Raw genomic sequence first — 22912 nt, forward strand, 5'->3', positions numbered from 1 at the left:
TCACCGGCGGCGCTCCTCGCGAATCCCGTCCGCGGTTACGTCAATGCGGGCAAGCGCGGCCCGGTCGATCTCGTCCCAGTCGTAGTCGGGGCTGAGGCCCGGCTTGGTTCGAACCGTGAGCTGGCCGTCGACGACCGAAAGGTCGCCGAGGGAGCCGAGACCCCTGATCTGGTCCTCGTTGATGACGAGTTGTTCGTAGTAGTCGTTGTTGGGAATCGCGGCGCAGAGCTGTGCGTTCGCTTCGCCCATACCGTGAACCTGAGCGCGCATCCCGAAAGACTCGCCGAGATGGGCGATCTTCAGGGCTCCGGTGATGCCGCCCTTAAACGCCGCCGACACCCTGACCATGTCGAGGGCGGCGGCCTCCACCCACGATGCCATGTTCCAGTGGGCACCATCGGTGGTCTCGGCGGCGAGGATCGGGATGTCGAGCTTTTCGCGGAGCCGGGCATAGTGCCCAATGTGATGCTCGCGCATCGGCTCCTCGTACCAAAGGAAGCCTTCCGCCTCGAGGGCCCGCCCGATCTTCAGAGCATCGACATAGTCGAAGCCGGCGGAGCCGTCATACATCAAGTCGGCGTCCGGCCCGACCCAGCGCCTGAGACTCCTGCAGAGCACGATGTCGGCATCGACGTCGCCCCAGGCGTGGAGCTTGAACGCCGTGAAGCCCATGTCCAGACAGAGCCGAATGTGCCGCTCGTAGGCGGCGAGATCTGGCCACGTCACTGTCGACGCGTAGGCCGGAACCACCGTGTCGTTGCCGCCGACCATCTGGTGAACCGGCATCCCGGCCACCTTCGATTTGACGTCCCAACAGAGAAGGTCGATCGCCGCGGTCGTGTGGACCGGGAACTCCTCGATCCGGTCCGTTTCCCACATGAGATGCCACACCCGTTCGGTCATCAGCGGGTCGGCGCCGAGAAAGCGGTCGAAGCGACGCCGGACCGCATCCGCGACACCGTCACCCTTACCGAGTTCAGTTGCGCCGAACGTCCCCGTGTCGGTCTCCATCCGCAGCACTGCCTTGCGCGGTCGCAACGGGTCGGGGGAATCACTCGCGGTGCTCGGCAACCCCTGGCGCCAGGCGAAAGCCGGCATCGGGTCGTGCTCCACCACCCAGCAGGAGAAACCCGTGATCTCCATAAATCTCCCTCACATCACTATAAAGCTACGCAAAATCTAATTGCACATGTCAATTACTTGTTTAAATATATTTAAATGACCGATTCGATGAACGAAGCATCCGGAAATCGCGGCAACGCTGGCTATGCGTCGTTTCGCGGCGCGCTGCTGAGCGGTCAGCTCCAGCCCGGGGTGACGCTGACCCAGGCGGAGCTTTGCGAAACCCTGGGCATGTCGCTGTCGCCTCTGCGCGATACCCTGACGCTGCTGGAAGCGGACGGCCTTGTCTCCATTCGGCGCCGGGCCGGGGTGACCGTGGTCGAACCGGACGTGGCCTTCATCCGGCGAAACTTTCAGTTCCGCACACTGATCGAGGGCGAAGCGATCGTGCGTTTCGCCGAGGCCGTACCGGCGGACTGGCTGGCAGACATGCGGACGCGCCATCAGGCGGCGCTTGACCGCGTGTCGCCGCGCAGTGACATGATCGCGCTCGGGCACCTACTCGGAGAAGTCGATCAGGACCTTCACCGGTCGATCGTGGCGGCGTTGCGCAATCCGATGATCGACGACACCCATGCGCAGCTTCAGGAGAACCTCAAGCTCGCCCGGGTCCTCAGCCACGACCTGATGTCGCCGTCGAAGGTGGCGGAGACGCTCAAGGAGCATCTGGTTGTCATCGAGAAGCTGGCCGAAGGCGATACCCACGGGTCGGCCGAAGCCCTCGACGCCCACTTCCGCGCCGCGATCCACCGGGTGTTCGCCGGCTAGGATCGAGCGAGACCAGCCCCCGCGAAAAGGTCAGCCGCCAGCGGAGGCCGGCAGGCAGCCCGGTCCCAGCGCCTCGAAGGTCTTGTAGGTGAGAATGAACTCCCGATGGCCGAGGGTCTCCGAAACCGTCCGCTCACCCCGACCGAGGTCGATCGCACCGGGGTGGATCGACACCGACCTGTTTCGCAAGGCAACGCGCGGCGACCCTGAACGGCGGGCCAAGATCCTGTCGCGGATTCAGACCGGCACGCTCGGCAGGCCCGAGGACATCGGCTGGACGTGCGCTTTCTTATGCTCACCGGCGGCGCATTACATCACCGGTCAGACCATCCTCGTCGACGGCGGCGGCGCTATCGGCTTCTGAGCCTCCCGAAATCGTCGCAAGTCCGCATCGCCCGCCCTAACGGTTCGCGTGACCGGGATCGACGAGCGCTGGCCGTCATTGAAACTTCATTTGAAGCGCTTCGATGAAGCTGCTAGCGATGCGCATAGATCAATGCACAATCCTGGTGACTTGCAATGCGCATTGCAGACTCGGCGAGGCAAGCCCATGGCGACGAGGACCAGATCGACGCCTCGCTCCAGGAGCGGCTCGCCGCTCATTCGGACAAACTGACCACAGCCGACAAGCGCATCTGGGCGGAGCTGAGCCGCGACCCGACCCTCGCCGTCTTTCAGTCGACCGAAGCCATCGCCACGAGCGCCGACGTCAATCAGGCTACGGTCGTTCGCTTTGCCCAGAAACTTGGCTATTCCGGATTCGTGGAGCTGCGCGAAGCGCTGCGCAACAGAGTGCGCGATACGACGTCCCCGGTCCAGCGATTGCGCAAGCTGGTGGATACGGCGGCCGATGAGGCCGGCACGTTGGCCGAACTTCTGGCCCATCAGGCCGAGGCGCTGGCGATGGCAGCGACCACGGTCTCCAACCAAGCGTTCGAGTCGGCGGCGGACAGGCTCGCGGCAGCGCGAACCATCCATGTCTTCGCCAGTGGCCATGCGACCACACTGGCCGAACTCGCCCTGCGCCGCCTGTCGCGCATCGGCTGCCATGTCGTCGATCTGCGTGGCGCGCCACGCGACATCATCGAACGCGTGGCGCAACTCGGATCCGACGACGCATTGCTTGCCTTCGCGTTTCGGACCCCGCCACGCCATCTCGGCGCACTGCTCGACATCGCCGCCGAACGAGAAGCCGCCATCGTCGCGGTGACCGATGTTCTGGCGCCCGACATGGCGCGCCCGCAGGCCCAGATTCTCGCCGCCTCCCGTGGACGAAGCGGCGACTACCAGACGCTCACCGTGCCCCTGGCCGTGATGGAAGCATTGGCGATTGCGGTTGCCAAGCGCGCGCCCCAACGGGCAACCGACGCGCTCGATCGCATCGGCGCCGTGGCCGAGCGGTTCGAGCCCCTGTCATCCTCCCGGCCCGCCTCCGGCCCTCTGGACAAGCGACGGAGGCGGAACCGGGATCGATGAACGGCGTCAGCCACCCGCCCGCCGACCGCTCTCCCAAACCGGGACAACGTTCGGCGTCTGAGATGCAAGCAGCACACAAGGACACACATCCATGACCGTGAAATCTATAGCCGCCGCGGCGTGCGGCGCAATGCTCATCGCCGCGCCGGCCCTTGCCGACGATATGAGCATGGCCGATCTAGTCGCAGCGGCCGAAGCCGAAGGCACCGTGACCGTCTATTCGTTCACCAGCCGCGTCTTCAAAGTCGAATCGGCCTTCGAGGAAGCTTATCCGAACATCGACCTCGTTCCCTTCGACATCTCCTCCACGGAGCAGATCGCCCGTATCACCGCCGAACTGGAAGCGGGCATCGCGAGCGCCGACGTGGCCTATCTCGCCGACGCAGCCATCGTCGTCGGCGCCCTGGTCGAGCCCGGCCATCTGACCGGCTATGTCCCACCGGCGTTCGCCGACCGGATTCCGGACAACTTCGAAGCGCCGCTGATGGCGCACCGCCTGTCGACCAAGGTGCTGATGTACAATGAAGAGGCCCATCCGGACGGCCCGCCGGTCGACAACCTGTGGGCACTGACCACCGACGACTGGCGCGGTCGCGTCATCATGGTCGATCCGTCGACGCGTGGCGACTATCTCGATCTGCTGACCGAGATCGTCCTGCAAAGCGACGCCATGGCGGCAGCGTATGAGGCGCAGTTTGGCATTCCGATCGAACTCGACGACGGCATCGCTAATGCCGGAGAGCAGTTTGTTGCCGACCTGATGGCCAACGATGTCGTGTTCGTGTCCTCCACCGACGATGTGAACGCCGCGGTTGGCGCGATCGGGCAGGAGAACCCGCCGATCGGCTTCACTTCCTACTCCGACCGTCGCGACAATGAAGAGGAAGGCTGGGCGTTGCAGGTCGCCAACGATGTCGCCCCCGCGCCGGGTATCATCTATCCAGCATTCCTCGGGATTCTGGAAAACGCGCCGAACCCGAACGCCGCCAAGCTGCTCATCACCTTCATGATGGGCGACGACAGCGAGACCGGCGGTCCCGCGCTCGCGCCGTTTTATGTGGCGGGCGATTACCTGACTCGTACCGATATCCCGCCTCATCCGGACGCCATTCCGCTCGATGGGTTCAATGCCTGGCGGATCGCGCCGGAGGCAACCGGTGCCGCTCGACAGGATGTCGCCGACCTGGTTCTGTCCTTGCAGTAACGGCTTGGGTCTGGTGGACAGTCCCTCGTGACACTGAGCAATCACGCGGGCGGCCGACTGATCGGCCGCCTGCCCCCTTCCGGTTTCGGCCTGACGGCCGGTGCGCTGGTGCTCCTCGGCCTGCTGGTGATCGTGCCGCTGGCCGGCATTGCGGCATCGCTGGCAAGCCCGGACGGGCTCGATGCGATCGGCGACGTCTTCACCGGCCGTATCGCCCGCAACATGCTGTGGGTTCCGCTCACCAATACCTTCGTCATTGGTTTCGTCGTTGCAGCGTCATGCATTCTGCTCGGCGGCTTCGTCGCCTGGCTGGTCACCATGACCGACATGCCGATGCGACACACCATCGGGGTTCTGGCGGCGTTGCCGTTCATGATCCCGACCTTCGCCGTTGCGCTGTCCTGGACCGTGCTGTTCGGCGACGACCGTCTGGGCCAAGCCTCGATGGGCCTGTTCGCGCAGCTCGATTTCGACGTGCCTGCCTGGCTCGCCTGGGGCGGTGTGCCGGTGACCGTCGTGTTGATCGCCCACCTTTACTCGATCGCGTACATGATGATCGCCGCCGCGCTGATCCTGGTCGGCCGTGACATGACGGCGGCCGCCGAGATCGCCGGCGCGACACGTGCGCAAATTCTGCGCGCCATCGTCTTCCCGGTGGTTACACCGACGGTGATTGCCGCCGGCGCGCTCTGCTTCGCCGAGGCGGTGTCGAGCTTCTCCGCCCCCGCCATTCTCGGCCTGCCGGTTCGCTTTCACACTCTCGCCACCCGCGCCTATGGGGCCATCGAAACCGGCACGCCAGAACGCGGTTACGTGCTGATTGCCGTCATGATCGTTGTGGCCGGCGCCTTCCTGGCGCTCAGCGCGGCGCTGCAGCGACGTCGCCAGGCTTTCACGACAGTGACCGGTAAGGCGGCGCAGCGCGGGCGCATGACGTTGGGACGCTGGCGCTGGCCATTCGCGGCGATTGCGGTGGTGCTCGTCGTGTCGACCACGATCGTGCCGGCATTGGCGCTGCTGCTGTCGAGCCTGTCACCGCGCAGCGGCGCGTTGTTCGCCGATCCGACCCTGCATTACTGGATCGGTTCGTCCGATCCGGCCATCGCCCAAGGCCAGGCCGGCGTCCTGCGCAATCCGCACCTCGTCCATGCGCTGTGGGTGACGCTCGGCGTCGGCGCGATGACGGGGGTGGCGGCGCTCGCCTGCGGGCTCGTCGTCGGATCAGCCATCGCCAGGCTCAAGCATGGCGCCATGGCGCAGCTCTTGAAACAGCTCTCCTTCCTCCCGCTGCTGGTGCCCGGCCTGGCGATCGGCGCCGCGTTCATCGGCTTTTACGGCGCGCCGATCGGACCGTTCCCATCGCTCTACGGCACAGCGGCGATTCTGGTTCTTGCCGGCGTCGCGGCGACGCTGCCGTTTGCGGTTCAGGCGGTGGCGTCCGCCCGCGCACAGATCGCGCCCGAACTCGAGGAAAGCGCGCGCGTCGCCGGTGCCGGATCGCTGCGGACATTGGGCGCGGTCACCTTGCCGCTCGCCGCGGGCAAGCTGATCGCCGGCTTCGTCCTCGTCTTCGTCAAGATGGTGCGCGATCTCGATCTGGTGATCCTGCTCTACACGCCGCAACTGCCACTGTTGACAGTGCTCGCCTTCCGTTACGCATCGGACGGGTTTGCCCAATTCGCCCACGCCATAGCGGCCATTATCCTCATTGTCTCCGTCGGCGCCCATCTGCTTGCCAGTGGCTTCGGGCGGGCCTCCCAACCGTGGTTGCGCGACGGATGACCTTTGCCATCGAACTCTCGGGCCTCACCAAAAGATATGCCGACCAGGTGGCTCTGGCCGGAGTCGATCTCACTGTCGAAAACGGCGCTTTCTGTGTGCTGCTCGGTCCCTCCGGATGCGGCAAGTCGACGTTGCTCAGAGCCGTCGCCGGTCTCGAACCCCCGACCAGCGGCGCCATCAGGCTCGGCGGCAAACCGGTCGCCGATGTCGCGCATGGAGTCCATGTCGCGCCCGGCATGCGCGACCTCGGCATGGTGTTTCAAAGCTACGCGCTGTGGCCGCACAAGACGGTGCGCGACAACATCGCCTGGCCGCTGAAGATCGCCGGTGTCGGCAAGGCGGAGCGCCGCGCGCGGCTCGCCGAGGTGGCCGAGATGCTGGACATCGCTCCGTATCTTGCGCGCTATCCGGCGGAGTTATCGGGTGGTCAGCAGCAGCGCGTCGCCATTGCCCGCTCGATCGCACCCAAGCCCAGCCTGCTTCTGTTCGATGAACCGCTGTCGAATTTGGACACTCAGCTTCGCGTCGAGATGCGCGCGGAACTGCTGAAGCTACATAGCAAGACAGGCGCGACCATCGTCTATGTGACCCACGACCAGGTCGAGGCGATGACCATGGCGACGCAGATCGTTGTCATGAACGCGGGTCGCATTGAACAGAACGGATCGACGGCTTCGATCCTGAGCGACCCGCAAACCGCTTTCGTCGCCGGCTTCGTCGGCAATCCACCGGCGAACCTGTTTGCGCTTCGCCGCAACGGAACGGGCTGGACGTTGGGCGACCAGGCCATCGCACTACAGTCCCTGCCGGCCCAGCACGAGACCGTGCGCGCCATGGTGCGCCCGTCACGCATCGGCCTGTCGGATCAACCGGGCGAACGGCGCTTGCAGGCCCGCTTCGTCGAGGCTTTGCCGTTCGGGGCGCAGCATTTCATCCAGCTTGAGAGCAACGTCGGGCGCATCACCGTACTGGTCGACGACTGGCAGGCGCGCGACCATGGCAGCGCCCTCTATGTCGAACTGCCCCTCCAGCCCGATGCCGTCTTCGACGCCGACGGGGCGCGTCTCACATGACGCTCATACACCTGATGCGCCATGGCGAAACCGAATGGAACATTGCGCGCCGCCTGCAGGGGCAGGCGGACATCGGCCTGTCTGAAGCTGGCCGTGTTCAGGTGCGGGCCCAACGCGCCGCGCTCGACGGCCTCCCCGTCCGGGTCGTCGCATCCGATCTCGCCCGCACGATCGAAACGGCCGAACTTCTGGACGTCGGTGCGGTGCGGACCGACCGGCGCCTGCGCGAGATCCATATCGGCGACTGGGAGGGGCGGCCGATCGAAGCCTTGCTGGCCGAGGACGCGGACGCTTACTACGATTGGCGCTTCGGCCGCTATACACCGCCAGGCGGAGAGGCGTGGGAGGGGTTCCGCGACCGCATCGTCGATGCGCTGCGCGAGCACGCCGACATGGCGCAGACGCAGGATCGTGACCTTCTGCTGATCTGTCACGGTGGCGTCATCCGCGCCGTCCTCGACGGATTTCTCGGCCTGCTGCCTGAGCGGTTCGCGGCCGCGGAGCCCGCCAGCCTGAGTACGATCCGACTGGACGGGCAGCCGGAACTGGTCTCCTACAATCGATAGTCCGCCGCGATCGCCAAACGGCAAAACCTCACGTCCGACCGATCTGGCCGCTGATCGACGGAAAACTTGACGATGAAGGTCGAGATTGGTTTCTGTGCCGGCAAACACAATCTGATTGGTGACCGTTGCCACCACGACTCGCGCGGAGACGGCACTTTGGAGTTCCGCGATGTCTGAGTCAGACGATCGCATCGTTCCCACACGATCCGGGATGGCGGACGGGTCACCATCTCCGGAAGCTGCGGGAAGCACCAACGGTGTCACGCAAATGCCGGCCGGGGCCAGTGGTAAATGGCTCACCCGGATCGCCCTGGCGATCGCCGCGGTTCTCGCCATCCCGCTGCTGACGGTGCTGGTCTCGGTCTTCTGGGAAAGCGGCGGCGCCTGGCCCCATCTCGTCGAGACCGTCCTTCCCCGCTATGTCACCAATACGATCGTGCTGGTGATCCTGGTCGGCATCGGAACGCTTGTCGTTGGGACGGCGACCGCCTGGCTGGTGACCATGTATGCCTTCCCGGGCCGGCGGGTCCTGGAATGGGCGCTGGTCTTGCCCCTTACCGTCCCGTCCTACGTCATCGCCTACGCCTATACTGATTTCCTTCAGCACTCAGGACCGGTTCAGACCTTGCTGCGCGATGTCACCGGCTGGGGGCCGCGCGACTATTGGTTTCCGAACGTTCGCTCGCTGGGCGGTGCCGCCCTCATGTTCGTCCTCGTCTTCTACCCTTATGTCTACATGCTGGCACGGGCGGCGTTTCTTCGGCAGTCGAGTACGCTCTTCGGCTCGGCGCGGACCCTCGGGCATGGGCCGTTGCGGGCATTCTTCTCGGTTGCGATGCCGCTGGCGCGCCCGGCGCTCGCCGGCGGCGTGGCGCTCGCGCTCATGGAGACTCTCGCCGACTTTGGTGCAGTGGCTCACTTTGGGGTTCAGACATTCACCACCGGGATCTACAGAACGTGGTTCGCCCTCGGCGACCGCATCGCCGCCCTGCATCTCGCGACCTGCCTGGTCGGCATTGTCTTCGTTGTGATCGCGCTTGAGCGTTGGCAGCGAAACAAGGCACCGAACCGCGCGACCACCGAAGGGCCGCGCGTGACACTCGCCACGCTGACCGGCGCCAAAGGGATGCTGGCGTTCGTTGGCGCGGCGATTCCCCTGGCTGCTGGCTTTGTAATTCCGGTTCTCATCCTCGCCGAGCTGGCCATGCCGCGTCTCGCGGTATTGGGCGAGCCGCGCTATCGGACTCTGGTTGCCAACTCGTTCACGCTCGCCGGGTTGGGAGCGCTGATCACGGTGTCGCTGGCCCTGCTGCTGGCGTATGCGGCCAGACTCCGCCCAGGCCGCGCTACGCTGATCGCGAACTGGACCGCATCGCTCGGCTACGCCCTGCCGGGTTCAATCATCGCCGTGGGTCTGCTGGTCCCGCTTGCAGGGTTCGACAATCGCCTCGATGCGCTCCTTCGCGGCACGATCAATGTCTCCACCGGCCTGCTCCTGACCGGTTCGATCGTCGCCCTGCTTTACGGCTACACGGTTCGTTTCATGGCGGTGGCGCTCAACACCGTCGAGGCGAGCCTGTCCAAGGTGACGCACTCGATGGACTACGCGGCGCGGACGTTGGGAACCAGTGCCGTTGCCACGCTGTTCCGCGTGCACATCCCGATTATTCGCGGCGGACTGTTCACCGCGGCGCTGCTGGTCTTCGTCGATGTCATGAAGGAATTGCCGGCAACGCTGATCCTGCGGCCCTTCAACTTCGATACGCTGGCGGTGCAGGCTTACCGGCTTGCCTCCGACGAACGCCTGGCGCAGGCGGCGGTTCCTTCACTCGTGATCGTCGTGGTTGGGCTCGCGCCCGTCATTCTTCTCAGCCGAGCAATTTCCAGCGAGCGGTCCTGATACGCATCGCGAAAGGACCGCCCGCCAGTTGGCCTCCGGCTACTCGTAGCCGATGCGATCGTAGATCTGGACCGCTAGCGCCTGATTCTTGCCTAGGACATCAAGGTTGAGGTCGTCAGCCTTGAAGCCCCCCTCCGGCGTCATTTCCGACAGCGCGTCGGCAAGCGGGATACCGACGACAACCGGGTACTCGTTATTGCCGTCCGCAAAGTAGTCCTGGGCGCTGTCGCTCGCCAGATACTCGAGGAAAGCGATGGCGTTGTCGCGGTTCGGTGCGTTGGTGGCAACGCCCGCGCCGGAGATGTTGACGTGCGTACCGGTCGAGTCCTGATTGGGGAACACGACCCCAAACATGTCCGTCGAACCGGTCAAGCCGTCAACGTCGCCGCCCAGCGCGCGAGCGAAGTAGTAGGTGTTGGAGACAGCGATATCGCATTCGCCGGAAGCGACAGCGCGAAGCTGGTCGGTGTCGCCGCCCTCCGGATCGCGGGCGAGATTGTCCTTAAGGCCTTGCGCCCAAGTCTGCGCGGCTTCTTCGCCGACGTGCTCGGCGATCGCGGCCAGCAGGGAGATCATGTAGATGTTGGAGCTGGACCGGGCGCACACCTTGCCGGCATATTTCGGATCGGCGAGGTCCTGGTAGGACTGCGGCGGGTCGGCGACTTCGTTCTCGTCATAGAAGATGACCCGGGCCCGCTGGGAGAAGCCGTACCACTTCCCGTCGGGATTGCGCAGATTCTCAGGAATCCGTTCAGCGAGAACCGCGGACTCGATTGGCTGAAGCAAACCTGCCTGATCCGCCCGGTAAAGCCGCCCGGCGTCGACCGTCAACAGGACGTCGGCGGGGCTGTTCGCACCCTCCGCGGTCATGCGTTCGATCAGAACGTCGGCGCTGTCCTCAATGCGGTTGATCTTGATGCCGGTTTGCTCTTCGAAATCCGAATAGAGGCGCTCGTCCGTATCGTAGTGGCGGGAGGAATAGAGGTTCAGCTCGCCATCGGCGTACGCGGACGAAACGGCGAAAGCCGCAACCGTGATCGCAAGTACGGACGGTAGCAGAAGTGTCCTTCGATTCAGCATCTTGATGTCTCTCCGTGTTGACTGGGTTCAAGGCCCGGCCGGTATGGTGTGGTGCTGGCTGCACCGCACGGTACGTCTTATCGACAAAAACTTGAGTTGCAAAGTCAGGTTTTGACCAAATGCGACAAAACGGATCATGGACCGCCCGGCACTAGACTGGCCGGGCGGTCAGTGACACCGCTTCGAGATGGGATTTCAGCTCACGTCGAACGGTCGCGTTGCCGCGAAGCCTCGCCGTCTTCGCTCGACATTCCGGACTGGGTGAGCGCTGGTCAGCGGGCCGGCGAAAAACTCAGGGAGAAAGGACCGCAATCAACCGTTGGCGGCGACGAGCCCTAACCGGTCGGCGACCTCGTCGCCGGCCCCGATCAGATCGGCGATCGTGTATCGATCCAAGGTGGACAGGAACGCGTCCAGCGCTTCGGACCAAACCGAGTGAAGACGGCAGCTGAGGACAAGCGGGCAGTCCGTGTCGGAATCCTCGAAGCACTCCGCCAAGGCGAAGCGCTCCTCCGTTAACCGTACGACTCCGCCAACGGTGATCTGTTCCGGCGCGCGCGCGAGGCGAATCCCGCCGTTGCGCCCCCTCACAGTTTCGATGAGCTCGCCGCGGGTCATGATCGGCAGGATCTTGAACAGGTGCGTTTCCGAGATCGCATAGCGCGCCGCAATCTGCGGCACCTTGCAGAGCCGCTGATTGTTCGCAGCGCAATACATCAGAATGCGCAGCGCGTGGTTGGTCTGATGCGTGATATGCACCGGTGGTTCCTTGGTGGCCGTCCAGCGCGTCATACACTGGAACTAGATCAACTCTAAAGAACCATCCTCACAAGAGCAATCGGCGGGCTCGATAGGCCGCGCGAGACCGAGTGTCTGTCCGAAAAAAGACATGATGACAATAGGTTAACCAGGTACTGTGACGGCGGGCAGCCAGATCACGCCACGATGGGACGGCGAATCAATCGGCTCGCAAGTTGGGACCCCTACGCAGCGCCGGTGCTATCGCCAACCACCAAACGAACCGGGACGATCGCTTCGCTGATGTCGGCGTCCGGGTCATCAAGACGTCGGCGCAGCGCACTGACTGCCCGACGGCCGATCTCCTGCGGATTGTGCTCAATGAAGGCGTAGAGCGGATCGTAGAGGCCTCTCAGTTCGGTCGAAAGCGAACCGAAACTGGCGACCGGTAACGAACTGTCGGCTGCCTTCAGCGCCTTCAGGATACCGATCGCGACCACGTTCATGGCCGAGACGATCACATCGGGCCGGCGCCCTTCAGCGATGATATCGCTGGCGATATCAAAGCCACACTCCTGATCGAAGCCACCGAAACGAACGTCGAGCTCGACGTCAGATCCCGAAAGCGCGTCCTTGAGCCCCCTCACGCGATCGCGGGTCGATTCGACCGCTGGTGTGCCGCCGACGAAAACCACCGACTTCAGCCCCTGGCGGGTGAAGTGTTCGCCCAACAGCCGCCCACCGCCATAGGAGTCGACCTTGACCGTATCGAATGTCTGGCCCTCAAGCTGCCGCAGCAGAACGACCGCCGGAATCTGATACCGCTCGATGATATCGAGCGATTGCTCGGCTTCCGCCTGCGGCCGCAATGTTGGCAGTGTGATGATGCCGTCGATACGGCGCGACACGAGCTGCTCATAATAGGCTCTTTCGCGCGATTCGTTGCTGTCGGTGTTGCACATCAGGATGACGTATCCGGTGGCCCACGCCGCATCCTCGACACCTTGCGCGATCTGCATGACGAAGGGATCGGAGATCGACGGAACGACGAGGGCGAAGGTGTCGGTGCGTCCCTGGAAGAAAGCGCGGACCGTCGCGTTTGGTATGTAGTCGAGGGCTTCGGCCGCCTCACGAACCTTGACGCGCGTCTCCTCGGCAAGTTTCTCGGGCGTGTTGAAGTACCGCGAAACGGTCATCGCCGAAACGTCGGCGCGGCGGGCAATGTCAATGATGGTGGTGCGACGGCTCATCCGGTAAGTCGTTCAACGTAAACGTAGTAGGCGCCGAAGCGCTCCCCGCTAGCATCTACGAAAACCGCGTCAAGTACGACCTCCTGGGCCTCGGCGCGGACTTCAAAGGTTACCTCCTCGCTTTCACTGTCCACAGCACACCGCCAGCCGCGACTCCCGAAGGCGATCTCCGCAAATGCCGGCCGAAGCGGTTTCGGCACGCCATGCATCCGGTAGCGCACGAAGCTCCGACGCTCGTCCTCTGTGAGTTGCGGCACTGCCGAGAGCGGAAGACCGAGCTCGGTCGGCCAGCGTCGCAGCCGGAGACGGTACTGACCCGGCTCCACGAACCGCACCCGCCATCGTCCCGAGGTTCGCAAGAGTTCCAACACCTGCGCCTGATCCCACGCGATGTCGCCGGCGACATCCATTGCGTCGAGCCGCTCGACCGTCTGTTCGTCATGCCCGACCCAGAGCGGCAATGGCGTGTCGAGGTTTGCGGAAACCTCGGACCAGAAACGATCATGGGCGGCGGCCAGGCGATCAACGACGTCCGGGTGGTCAGCCGCTACGTCCCGGGTCTGACCGGGATCCGCGTCGACATCGTATAGCTCGCGGCCGCGGACCAGCCGCCAGTTGTCGGACATGGCGCAGTAGTCCCACGCGGCCGGTGGGACCTGCGATTGCTGGTTCTGCTGGATCAGCACACGATCGCGGTCGGGCGGCGCGCCGTCGCAGATCTGCGGCTTGAGTGACATCCCGTCGAACTGCACCCGCGGCGTCTCCAGGTCGCAGAGATCGATCAGCGTGGGAAACACATCCATCATCGACGCGAGACCACCCCTGCGATCGGCGGTGATGCCGCCGTTCGGATAGCGCACGAAAAAGGGCACGCGATGCCCGCCTTCGTAGTACGATCCTTTCTTGCCGCGGTACCCCGCGTTGAAGCCCGACTGAACGCGCTCCTCGGCGTCGACTTCGGCACCGCCCGAGGAACCGTTGTCGGTCGTGAAGATGATGATCGTGTCGTCCTCGATCTCCAGCTCCCGCAGCGTCTGCAGCAACCGTCCGAAATTCTCATCGATGTTGGCGATCATGCCGTAGAATTCGGGCTCGGCGATCTCCGGGTTCGCGCGGTACGGCTCCGCGTATTTGTCGGCAACGAAGTACGGCACGTGGGGCGCGTTGGTTGCGATGTAGGCGAAGAACGGCGCGTTAGCGCTGTCGCGGATGAAGGCCATCGCCTCGTCAAACCAGACGTCGGTGCAATAGCCCTCGAAAGACTCGGGTCGGTCGTTGCGGAAATACGTGTCGTCGAAATAGTCGTTGCCCCAGAAATCCGGCGTGCCGCCCACGCCGCCGCCCTTGTGGGCGACGACCTTCTCGAAGCCGCGATCCTGAGGTCGGTAAGGGTAGGCGTCGCCCAGGTGCCATTTGCCGAACATGCCAGTGCGGTAGCCCGACTTCCGGAAGGTCTCGGCCATCGTCACTTCATCGTGGTCGAGGATCGAGCGTCCCCACGCTGTCGCCCAGGCACCATTCCGCAGGGGCGCGCGCCCGGTCATCAGCATGCCGCGGGTGGGGGTGCACAGCGGCGCCGCATGAAAGTCCGTCAACGACAAGGCTTCGGACGCGAAGCGGTCGAGTTCCGGGGTCTTCAGCCATGGGTTGCCCATGCAGCTGAGATCTCCGATGCCCTGATCGTCGGTTATCACGATCACCACATTCGGCGGTCGACCCGATCTGATTGTGCGGCTCACCGTCCTTCGCCTCCCTGACTGCTCTTTCCAGCTAATCCATCATATGTTAGTGCTAACATCAGTTGGCGTTAAAGTTAACATCACTGCCAACGGGGTTCCAGCGCACGCTTGGCTATTGGGAGGAGAACGATGAAGAGCTTGGTACGAAGCTTGATGATGGGAGCGGCCCTGACCGTCACCGGGCCTGCTTTCGCCGAAGAGTTGAATGTGGCGGCGAATTATTTCTCGACAATTCCGAACGGCGACATGGCCGCCCTGGACCCGGCGCGGCGGGGAACGTGGTCGTTCCACTCCCTGCTCTGGGCGCCGCTGGTCGCGGGCGATACGGCCGGAAATCCAATCCCCGAGAAGAGCCTGGCCGAAAGCTGGGAGATGAGCGAGGACGGCAAGAGCTGGACCTTCAATCTCAGGCCGGACGCAAAGTTCTCCGACGGCACCCCGATCGACGCCGAGGACGTTGCCCTGTCGTGGGGTTACCTGGCGATGATGACGAACCCCGAGAGCTTCGGCTTTCGTGACAACTTCGGCTCCGCACGTCGCATGTTTGGCGATATCGAGGGCCTGAAGGCGTTCACCGAGAACGTCGCGTTCAACCCGTTCGGAACGGGCGAGGTCGGCGACTTTGCCGGGATCGAAGTGGTCGACGACCACACGGTGCGCATCAACTTCACGCGGCCTGCGGAGAATTTTCTGAGCCGCCTGACCGCGGCTTTCGCGGTGTTCAAGCCCGAAGACCTCTACGCCGGCGCCGATGCCAACTACGACATCTCCGACTTCTGGACCTCCAGCGCGGCCGCTTCGGGCCCCTACATGATCGAGGAGGCGGTGCCGGGTGAGCGCTACACCATGGTGCCGAACCCCAACTATTTCGGACCGGCCCACCAGATCGATCGCATCAACGTGCTGGCGGTGTCGGAAGACCCCAACACCGCACTGACCGCCTTCGCCAATGGCGAGCTCGATATTGTCGCGTTTCCGCTGGTCGGCGATCTGGCCCGTCAGGCTTATGGCGATCCAGCCATCAGGGACAAGATGATGGAAGTCCCGATGTGGCAGGTTCAGCAGTACTGGATCACCCCGAACCCGCCGATGGACGACGTCAACGTCCGCCGCGCCTTCTCGATGGCGCTCAATCGCGAAGCGCTCGTCTCGGTTCTCAACGGCGGCAGCGAATTGCGTCTGGTCGACGAAGTCAACATGCACCGCAACCCGAACGTCCCGCATTGCGAGGCGGAGACGGCAGCGGTGACCGCCATGCCATTCGATCCGGAGGCGGCCAAGGCAGAACTCGCCAAGTCTGCCTACGCAGACGACATTCTGGACATGGAGATCAATATCTCCGTGCGCAGCCCCGATGAGCTTCCGGCTATCGAGGTCTATGGGGCGATGTTGGAACAGGCACTTGGCCTCACGAACATCAACATTCGCACCGAGCAGGTTGAGGATCGCAACAATCCGCCGTTCCCGGTGCATCTGCACCTCAACACGCAGCAGCCCTGGTACGCGGACCTGACCGACACGCTGCAGAACATGATCTTCATCATTCCGGATGAGCCCTATCCGGAGGGCCTGAACCACAGCTTCTTCAACGTGCCGTACATTCCGGAGCTGGTGCCGATGGTCCAGGAAGCGATGGCGACGACCGATCCGGACCAGCGCTGCGCGCTGGTCGCCGAGATCGGCCAGATCTGGAACGACAAGGTCTTCTCGATCGACTACGCAGTTCCGAAGGCCTTCTATCTGGTCCAGCCCTGGGTGGAGGGTGACCTCGACTTCTATCGCAATGCCGGCCAGAGCAAGCCCCTGAACCTTGAGACCTGGTCGGTCGGCGAAAAGGGCTAAGTGCGCCGCACCCCAAGCCTCCCGGCTGGACCGGGGGGCTTGATCGATCCAAACTTGACGCAGCGGACCCCCGGACTCTGTATCGATGCTGCTCTACGTCCTGCGCCGACTGCTGTTGATGATCCCGATGGTGGTGTTCATCACGGCATTCGTGTTTCTGCTTGGGCAGTTCGCGGCACCCGATATCGCCTTCGAGCGCACGATACGGCTCAATGACGGCGTCTTCGATCCGGAGATCTATGAGACCCTGAGGGTCAATATGGGGCTCGACGGGTCGGTGCTGGAGCGCTTTGGCCGTTTCATCGCCGGCGCCGTCACCGGCGATTTCGGTGTGTCGTGGACGCTGCCGGGCAACCCGGAAATCGGCCCCCTCATCCTTAAGGCGTTGCCGATTTCGATGCAGCTCGGCGCGGCGGCACTGGTGATGGCGCTCGCTGTTGGTATTCCGTTAGGCGTGCTCGCCGCGGCCTATCGTGGGAAGTTCGGCGACTACGCCACCGTGACGGTGGCGACGATCCTGGCGTCGATCCCGCCATTTGTCCTGGCGCCGCTCGCCCTGGTCCTGTTTGTGACGACCATTCCAATCCTGCCGACGACCGGGTTCGGATGGCATGGCATCTTCTCGGTCGAGGCGATCCTGCCTGCCGCGCTGCTCGCGGTCGGCCCGCTCATCATCGTCGTGCGCTACACCCGCGCCGCGGTGATCGACACCATGGCCCGCGAGTTCATCCGCGCTGCCCGGGCGAAGGGGCTGGCCGAGAGGCTGGTGATCGGTCGCCACGTTCTGAAGAACTCCATGACCCCGCTCCTGTCGGCGATCGGCGTGATCGCCGGGTTCTTGCTGTCGGGGACGATCTTCATCGAAACCGTTTTCGGCATCAAAGGATTTGGCTTTGTCAGCGTCACCGCGTTTCGCAGCGGCGACATCAACACGGTCGCGGCGGCGACGCTGGTCAGCGGGATGATCACGGCCATCGTCAACCTCGTAACCGACCTCTGCTACGGGGTGCTCGATCCTCGGGTGAGGATTGAAGCATGAGCCGGACAGCCGACGCGGAGCAGGCCGAAACGCCGGCTGCCGACGACAAGCCCGAACTGAGCGCGCCGCGCAGTCTTTATGGCGACGCCTGGCGCGACTTTCGCGCCTCCAAGACCGGAATGTTCGGCCTGATCGTCGCGACGCTGTGTATCGTCATCGCGATCTTCGCGCCCTGGATCGCGCCCTATGGCTACGCCGAGCAAGACTGGACGGCGATCCGCGAAGGCCCGAGCTGGGAGCATCTGATGGGCACCGACGCCATCGGGCGCGACCTCTTCAGCCGCATCCTCATGGGGATTCGCACAGCCGTTTTCCTCGGCTTCGTCGTGTCGTTCGTGACGGCGATCATCGGGATCCTGATCGGATCGATCGGGCCGTTGATCGGCGGCTGGGTGGATACCGCGGTGGTGTGGGTCATCGACGGCCTGCTCAACTTCCCGGCGCTGTGGCTGGCCGCCTTTGCCGCCGTCGTGACCAAGCCGATAGTGGCGGCGATCGCGGGACCAGCTTACGCCGCGACCGGCTGGGACGTGTTCTCCGACACGGTGTTCCTCGACTATCTTGTCGTCTTCACCTGCTTGTCGCTGGTGTGGTGGGCGCCGCTCGGGCGCCTCGTCCGCGGGCAGGTGCTGTCGATCCGCGAGGAGGAATTCATCGCCGCGCAGAAATCGATCGGCGCATCGCGGTGGTGGATCATCACCCGGCACCTGGCGCCGAACGTTCTGGGTCAGGTGATCATTCACCTGTCGGCCGGCATCGGTACGCTGATGCTGGCCGAAAGCGCGCTCAGCTTCCTGGGCATCGGCATCCAGCCGCCCGGCGCGAGCCTCGGCAACCTCATCTTCTCCGGCATATCGACATGGCGCTCCGATCCGCATCTGGTCGCCATGCCAGGTTTCGCGCTGTCCCTTATCATCCTCGCGTTCGTGTTCATCGGCGACGCGTTGAACGACGCGCTCAATCCAAGACTCCGGACGCGGTGATGAGTGTCTTGTCGATCGAGAATCTGAGTGTCGAATTCTCCGTCGGTGACGGCGGCTTCCTGGCGGTCGACGGCGTCACGCTTTCGGTCGAGCCCGGCGAGATCATGGGGATCGTCGGCGAGTCCGGTTGCGGCAAGAGCACCGCCGGCCTCGCCATCATGGGGTTGCTGCCGTCGGCGGGGCGCGTGGTCGGTGGCAGGATCAACGTGGTCGGCACCGACGTGGTGCCCCTCAGCCGGACCCAGCTCGACAAGCTTCGCGGCCGGGAGATGGCGATGATCTTTCAGGACTCGCTCGCCGCGCTCGACCCGACGATGAAGATCGGCCGGCAACTGACCGAGGCGATCCTCGTCCACGAGAAATTCGGACGGGAGGAGGCGCGCGAGAAGGCGGCTGCCCTCCTCCAACATGTCGGCATCCCCTCGCCGCACGCGCGCCTCGACAGCTACCCGCACGAATTCTCCGGCGGCATGCGGCAGCGGGTGATGATTGCCATGGCGATCGCGTGTTCACCGAAACTGCTGATCGCCGATGAACCGACCACGGCACTGGATGTCACGATCCAGAGGCAGGTGCTGGAACTGATCCTTGCGTTGCGTGATGAGATCGGCGCGGGCGTCGTGCTTATCACCCACGATGTCGGTGTGGTGGCGGAGACCTGCGACAAGGTCGCGGTGATGTATGCCGGCCGCGTGGTCGAGGCGGGACCGACGCGCGCCGTCCTCACCGACCCGCGCCACCCCTATACGGCCGGCCTGCTGGCGTCGTCGCTTGACCTCGAGCACGATCGCACCCGGACACTTGAAGCGATCCCCGGGCTGCCGCCGAGCCTTGCATTCCTGCCGAAAGGCTGCGCGTTCGCACCCAGATGCGCCAAGCGGACGGCGCGTTGTGACACGCGGCCAAGTCTCGAACCGATCGGCGACAACCATACCGCCGCGTGCTGGAACATGGTGGACGAGGAGGTGCAATAATGGCGCTCCTCGAGGTCGAAAACCTTAAGGTCCACTATCCCGGTCCGCGATCGGGCCCGTACCCGTGGTCCAGGCGCGTGCCGATCAAGGCGGTCGACGGGGTCAGTCTCACCTTGCACAAGGGCAAGACGCTGGGGCTGGTCGGCGAGTCCGGTTGCGGCAAGTCGACTTTGGGACGGGCGATCGCCCAGCTCACGCCGATCAACGCGGGCTCGGTGCGCTTTGACGGTGTCGATCTGGTCAACGTCCCGGCCGGCGACCTCCGGCGGCTCCGGCGGCGACTGCAGCTTATCTTTCAGGACCCCTACGCCTCGCTTGATCCGCGGCGGTCGATCGGGTTTCAGGTCGGTGAACCGCTCCTGCTTGCGGGTGAAACGGATTCCAAGGCGCGCCAGGTGCGGGTGCGCGAGCTGCTTGAGATCGTCGGCCTGGATCCGGCATTGGAGAACCGCTACCCGCACGAATTTTCCGGCGGTCAGCGCCAGCGCGTCGGCATCGCCAGGGCGCTGGCCACGCGCCCGTCCTTAGTGCTTGCTGACGAACCGGTGTCGGCGCTCGATGTTTCGATCCAGGCTCAAGTCATCAATCTGCTCCGCGATCTGCGCGAACAGTTCGGTCTGTCGATCCTGTTCATCAGCCATGACCTGCGGGTGGTGCGCTATGTCAGCGACGTTGTCGCGGTCATGTATCTCGGGCGCATTGTCGAGATCGCGCCGGTCGAGGAGGTGTTCGCCTCCCCGAAGCATCCCTATTCACAGGCGCTGCTGTCGGCCGTCCCGCGGCCAGCCTGGGAGGACAGCCCCGCGCCGGTGAAGCTGGAGGGCGAGGTGCCGAGCCCGATCGACCTGCCGCGTGGCTGCGCCTTCGCTACTCGATGCCCGATCGCGACCGAAGCCTGCCACGCGACCGCCCCGAGCCTTGACGAAAAAAGCCCCGGACACTTCGTTGCGTGTATCCACGTGGACTGAGCGCGAACACCTTGCCGGCCGCCGGTCGTTACCCTGGACGCGGATGTCTGGATGTGGATCGTGACGATGTGGGAGCTTCTGGGGTTGGCAGGTGAGCTGCAGCGGTGACCAAGTCCGAAAAACCATGCTGCATCGTCAGCCGGCCGGCATCGGAGAGGATCGCTGGATCCTCCCGTGCGCAGGTGACCGAATCTGACACGGCGGAGCGAGCCATTGCCACTGCCCGCTTCGCCGGTGGCCGCACCTTTATCGGTACCGATCGCCCGGAGTTGCCGCAGGACGGCGAAGGGCCGCGCAGACCGATCAAGATTCGCGCGTTTGGTATCGAAGCGTCGGCTGTCGACAACCGTCGCTTCGCCCGGTTCGTGGACGAGACGGGCTATGTGACCGAGACCGAGCGGATCGGCTGGTCGTTCGTCTTCGCGGGTTTGCTCGAAGATCCCGACAGGTGGCCCACGCGCGTGGCGGCCGCGCCGTGGTGGCGGCGGGTGGACGGCGTCTCATGGCGATCGCCGGAGGGGCCCGGTTCGGACCTGACGGGACGGACGGATCACCCGGTCGTCCAGGTCTCCTGGAACGACGCTGTCGCCTTTGCCCGGTGGGCGGGGGGCCGGTTGCCGACAGAAGCCGAGTGGGAACACGCCGCCCGCGCCGGCGCAGCCGACGCCCGGTTTCCCTGGGGCGACGCGGAGCCGACCGACGAGACCGTCCTTTGCAACATCTGGCAGGGGCGATTTCCCGACCACAACACGGTCGCGGATGGCTATCTGGGCACGGCGCCGGTGGTCTCGTTTGAGCCTAATTCGGCGGGCCTGTTCAATATGGCCGGCAACATCTGGGAGTGGTGCGTCGATCCGTTCCGGGTCCGCTCACAGCGCCGCGACGCGAAGAAACGGAACAGTGAAGCCCGCGCTGCCAACCAACGAGTGGTCAAGGGCGGCTCGTTTCTGTGCCACATCTCATACTGCTACCGCTACCGCATCGCAGCGCGCATGGGATTACCCCCCGACTCGGCGGCAAGTCACACCGGGTTCCGCATCGCCTATGACGACTCGGCCGCGGGGAAGTAACGCCAGGGCTGGAAGGGCTCTGCTTTCCTGGCACGGTGCGCAGACTTCATCACAAAGAGCCTCGATCGGCCACGGAGCTGGCGACCAAAACACTCGTCCGCGCACCGTGATGGCGATCGCTGACGTCGAGATGGAGCCTGAAGGGCTCAATCGCCGTCCGGGTTGAGCTGCGGGCTGATGCAAGCGCTCGATCCATTGTTTCGCCGAGCTCCGTGCTGTGCCTGAAAACTGAACGTGAACCGGAAGTCACCGTCGGGTGGTCATCGGCTCGCCGTTGACTCGTCGCCGAAAACCGTTGTTAATACGAATTACTGATACGTATAAGCGGCAAACGCGGATGATTACGCAGAGGCACGTTGCGGAGGAAGCGGGGGTATCCCAGGCAACGGTGTCGATCGTGTTGCAGGGGCGGAGCGATGCATCGATCCCACAGGAGACCGTGGAGCGCGTGCTCGCGGCCGTTGAACGGCTTGGCTACCGCCCCAACCGATATGCGCAGGCGCTCCGTACGAGCAGGACACGTACGATCGCCTGCCTCGTGCCGGACATCACCAACCCCTTCTACCCGGCCCTCGTCCGTGGTGTTCAGAAAGAAGCTGAGGACCGGGACTACGATGTGCTGGTCATCAACACGGACGGCACCGAAGAGCGCGAGCGCTACTATGTCGAATGGGCAAGACATGGCCGGGTCGATGGCGTGGTCGGTGCCTTCTTCCATCTGAGGGTTGATGATTTCCGCCCCCTGATCGGGGAGAATATCGCCCTCGTTCGCATCGAGTCGTCACGCAAGAACGGGGGCGAACTCCCGATCGACGACATCTTCGTCGACAACCAGAAAGCCGCGGCCGAGATCGGAGAGTTTCTGGTTTCAAAAGGCCACCGCCGGATCGCCATCGTCGCCGGACAAGGCGGGCCGCAGCGCGTTCGGGTCGAAGGGTGCCGTGACGCTTTGCAGAACCACGGTATCGAGCCGCTGATCGCTCTGGATGCGTCGTTCACCGAAGACGGCGGTGCGCGCGCAGTGGAGCAATTGTTGTCGGGCCCAAGCGTTCCGACAGCCGTATTCGCCGCCAACGACTTGATGGCCATCGGCGCCATGCGGGCGTTACGCGCCCGTGGCCTGGAGATACCCGGCGACGTGGCAGTCGTCGGTTTCGACGACATCTCCGCAGCGAGCCTCGTCACCCCCGGACTGACGACGGTTGCTCAGTTCCAGAAGGACATGGGCGCTTATGCCGCTCAGATCCTCATGGATCGCCTCGCCGGAACCCTGACCGGCCCGGGCACAACGCACGAACTTGGATACGCCGCAATCATGCGGGCGTCGGCATGACAACG

At 64.2% G+C, this 22912-nt stretch carries 20 protein-coding genes; 15 read left to right on the forward strand and 5 right to left on the reverse strand.

Features of this window, described 5'->3' with window-relative positions:
• Complete coding sequence (locus ACO076_RS01820; protein ID WP_421725032.1) at window positions 1-1143, reverse strand: enolase C-terminal domain-like protein; 1143 nt, start codon at window positions 1141-1143, stop codon at window positions 1-3.
• 87 nt (window positions 1144-1230) lie between these two features.
• Between ACO076_RS01820 and ACO076_RS01825 the strand changes: the two genes are divergently transcribed.
• The 8 genes from ACO076_RS01825 to ACO076_RS01860 all read left to right on the forward strand — a co-directional run bounded on the left by ACO076_RS01825 (window position 1231) and on the right by ACO076_RS01860 (window position 9891).
• Window positions 1231-1890 carry a GntR family transcriptional regulator gene (locus ACO076_RS01825; protein WP_421725033.1) on the forward strand — a complete coding sequence of 220 codons (660 nt, stop codon included), beginning with the start codon at window positions 1231-1233 and terminating at the stop codon, window positions 1888-1890.
• Window positions 1891-1984: 94 nt separating this feature from the next.
• Window positions 1985-2254: an SDR family NAD(P)-dependent oxidoreductase gene (locus ACO076_RS01830; RefSeq protein ID WP_421725034.1), complete on the forward strand. Its 270-nt coding sequence runs from the start codon at window positions 1985-1987 to the stop codon at window positions 2252-2254.
• A 155-nt stretch (window positions 2255-2409) separates the two neighbouring features.
• Entirely contained in the window at window positions 2410-3366 is a 957-nt protein-coding gene (locus tag ACO076_RS01835) for a MurR/RpiR family transcriptional regulator (protein WP_421725035.1), read from the forward strand.
• A 97-nt stretch (window positions 3367-3463) separates the two neighbouring features.
• Window positions 3464-4570, forward strand: a complete 1107-nt coding sequence (locus tag ACO076_RS01840; RefSeq protein WP_421726649.1) for an ABC transporter substrate-binding protein — start codon at window positions 3464-3466, stop codon at window positions 4568-4570.
• A 27-nt stretch (window positions 4571-4597) separates the two neighbouring features.
• Window positions 4598-6352, forward strand: a complete 1755-nt coding sequence (locus ACO076_RS01845) for an ABC transporter permease (RefSeq protein WP_421725036.1) — start codon at window positions 4598-4600, stop codon at window positions 6350-6352.
• Window positions 6349-7425, forward strand: coding sequence for an ABC transporter ATP-binding protein (locus ACO076_RS01850; protein WP_421725037.1), 1077 nt, complete (start codon window positions 6349-6351; stop codon window positions 7423-7425). The genes ACO076_RS01845 and ACO076_RS01850 overlap by 4 nt, the downstream gene beginning before the upstream one ends.
• Window positions 7422-7991: a histidine phosphatase family protein gene (locus ACO076_RS01855; RefSeq protein ID WP_421725038.1), complete on the forward strand. Its 570-nt coding sequence runs from the start codon at window positions 7422-7424 to the stop codon at window positions 7989-7991. Before ACO076_RS01850 ends, ACO076_RS01855 begins: the two co-directional genes overlap by 4 nt.
• Before the next feature lie 169 nt (window positions 7992-8160).
• Window positions 8161-9891: an ABC transporter permease gene (locus ACO076_RS01860; protein WP_421725039.1), complete on the forward strand. Its 1731-nt coding sequence runs from the start codon at window positions 8161-8163 to the stop codon at window positions 9889-9891.
• A gap of 39 nt (window positions 9892-9930) precedes the next feature.
• Here the strand turns inward: ACO076_RS01860 and ACO076_RS01865 are convergent, their stop codons facing one another.
• The 4 genes from ACO076_RS01865 to ACO076_RS01880 all read right to left on the reverse strand — a co-directional run bounded on the left by ACO076_RS01865 (window position 9931) and on the right by ACO076_RS01880 (window position 14698).
• The gene (locus ACO076_RS01865) at window positions 9931-10971 is read right to left on the reverse strand and encodes a Fe(3+) ABC transporter substrate-binding protein (RefSeq protein ID WP_421725040.1); all 1041 of its coding nucleotides are present in this window, start codon (window positions 10969-10971) and stop codon (window positions 9931-9933) included.
• 312 nt (window positions 10972-11283) lie between these two features.
• On the reverse strand, window positions 11284-11730 hold the full coding sequence (locus ACO076_RS01870; RefSeq protein WP_421725041.1) for an Rrf2 family transcriptional regulator: 447 nt from the start codon (window positions 11728-11730) through the stop codon (window positions 11284-11286).
• Window positions 11731-11954: 224 nt separating this feature from the next.
• A complete protein-coding gene (locus ACO076_RS01875; protein ID WP_421725042.1) occupies window positions 11955-12959 on the reverse strand; it encodes a LacI family DNA-binding transcriptional regulator in 1005 nt (334 codons plus the stop codon).
• The gene (locus ACO076_RS01880; protein WP_421725043.1) at window positions 12956-14698 is read right to left on the reverse strand and encodes an arylsulfatase; all 1743 of its coding nucleotides are present in this window, start codon (window positions 14696-14698) and stop codon (window positions 12956-12958) included. Before ACO076_RS01880 ends, ACO076_RS01875 begins: the two co-directional genes overlap by 4 nt.
• A gap of 129 nt (window positions 14699-14827) precedes the next feature.
• Here ACO076_RS01880 and ACO076_RS01885 point away from each other — a divergent pair, with 129 nt between their 5' ends.
• The 7 genes from ACO076_RS01885 (at window position 14828) to ACO076_RS01915 (ending at window position 22907) form a co-directional block, all read left to right on the forward strand.
• Window positions 14828-16540 (forward strand): ABC transporter substrate-binding protein, encoded by a 1713-nt coding sequence (locus ACO076_RS01885; protein ID WP_421725044.1) that lies wholly within the window; start codon window positions 14828-14830, stop codon window positions 16538-16540.
• An 85-nt stretch (window positions 16541-16625) separates the two neighbouring features.
• Entirely contained in the window at window positions 16626-17579 is a 954-nt protein-coding gene (locus ACO076_RS01890; protein WP_421725045.1) for an ABC transporter permease, read from the forward strand.
• A complete protein-coding gene (locus tag ACO076_RS01895) occupies window positions 17576-18562 on the forward strand; it encodes an ABC transporter permease (RefSeq protein ID WP_421725046.1) in 987 nt (328 codons plus the stop codon). The genes ACO076_RS01890 and ACO076_RS01895 overlap by 4 nt, the downstream gene beginning before the upstream one ends.
• Window positions 18562-19536: an ABC transporter ATP-binding protein gene (locus tag ACO076_RS01900; protein ID WP_421725047.1), complete on the forward strand. Its 975-nt coding sequence runs from the start codon at window positions 18562-18564 to the stop codon at window positions 19534-19536. The genes ACO076_RS01895 and ACO076_RS01900 overlap by 1 nt, the downstream gene beginning before the upstream one ends.
• On the forward strand, window positions 19536-20504 hold the full coding sequence (locus ACO076_RS01905; protein ID WP_421725048.1) for an ABC transporter ATP-binding protein: 969 nt from the start codon (window positions 19536-19538) through the stop codon (window positions 20502-20504). The genes ACO076_RS01900 and ACO076_RS01905 overlap by 1 nt, the downstream gene beginning before the upstream one ends.
• 182 nt (window positions 20505-20686) lie before the next feature.
• Entirely contained in the window at window positions 20687-21574 is an 888-nt protein-coding gene (locus ACO076_RS01910) for a formylglycine-generating enzyme family protein (RefSeq protein WP_421725049.1), read from the forward strand.
• A 337-nt stretch (window positions 21575-21911) separates the two neighbouring features.
• Window positions 21912-22907, forward strand: coding sequence for a LacI family DNA-binding transcriptional regulator (locus ACO076_RS01915; RefSeq protein ID WP_421725050.1), 996 nt, complete (start codon window positions 21912-21914; stop codon window positions 22905-22907).
• The last annotated feature ends 5 nt before the right edge of the window (window positions 22908-22912 follow it).

It is taken from the genome of Bauldia sp., from assembly GCF_965232525.1.
Taxonomy (GTDB): Bacteria; Pseudomonadota; Alphaproteobacteria; order Rhizobiales; family Kaistiaceae; genus Bauldia.

Coding starts and splice junctions, on each gene's coding strand:
- ACO076_RS01820 (WP_421725032.1), bottom strand. CDS start 1,143: ATGGAGATCACGGGTTTCTCCTGCTGGGTGGTGGAGCACGACCCGATG.
- ACO076_RS01825 (WP_421725033.1), top strand. CDS start 1,231: ATGAACGAAGCATCCGGAAATCGCGGCAACGCTGGCTATGCGTCGTTT.
- ACO076_RS01830 (WP_421725034.1), top strand. CDS start 1,985: ATGAACTCCCGATGGCCGAGGGTCTCCGAAACCGTCCGCTCACCCCGA.
- ACO076_RS01835 (WP_421725035.1), top strand. CDS start 2,410: ATGCGCATTGCAGACTCGGCGAGGCAAGCCCATGGCGACGAGGACCAG.
- ACO076_RS01850 (WP_421725037.1), top strand. CDS start 6,349: ATGACCTTTGCCATCGAACTCTCGGGCCTCACCAAAAGATATGCCGAC.
- ACO076_RS01855 (WP_421725038.1), top strand. CDS start 7,422: ATGACGCTCATACACCTGATGCGCCATGGCGAAACCGAATGGAACATT.
- ACO076_RS01860 (WP_421725039.1), top strand. CDS start 8,161: ATGTCTGAGTCAGACGATCGCATCGTTCCCACACGATCCGGGATGGCG.
- ACO076_RS01865 (WP_421725040.1), bottom strand. CDS start 10,971: ATGCTGAATCGAAGGACACTTCTGCTACCGTCCGTACTTGCGATCACG.
- ACO076_RS01875 (WP_421725042.1), bottom strand. CDS start 12,959: ATGAGCCGTCGCACCACCATCATTGACATTGCCCGCCGCGCCGACGTT.
- ACO076_RS01885 (WP_421725044.1), top strand. CDS start 14,828: ATGAAGAGCTTGGTACGAAGCTTGATGATGGGAGCGGCCCTGACCGTC.
- ACO076_RS01890 (WP_421725045.1), top strand. CDS start 16,626: ATGCTGCTCTACGTCCTGCGCCGACTGCTGTTGATGATCCCGATGGTG.
- ACO076_RS01895 (WP_421725046.1), top strand. CDS start 17,576: ATGAGCCGGACAGCCGACGCGGAGCAGGCCGAAACGCCGGCTGCCGAC.
- ACO076_RS01900 (WP_421725047.1), top strand. CDS start 18,562: ATGAGTGTCTTGTCGATCGAGAATCTGAGTGTCGAATTCTCCGTCGGT.
- ACO076_RS01905 (WP_421725048.1), top strand. CDS start 19,536: ATGGCGCTCCTCGAGGTCGAAAACCTTAAGGTCCACTATCCCGGTCCG.
- ACO076_RS01915 (WP_421725050.1), top strand. CDS start 21,912: ATGATTACGCAGAGGCACGTTGCGGAGGAAGCGGGGGTATCCCAGGCA.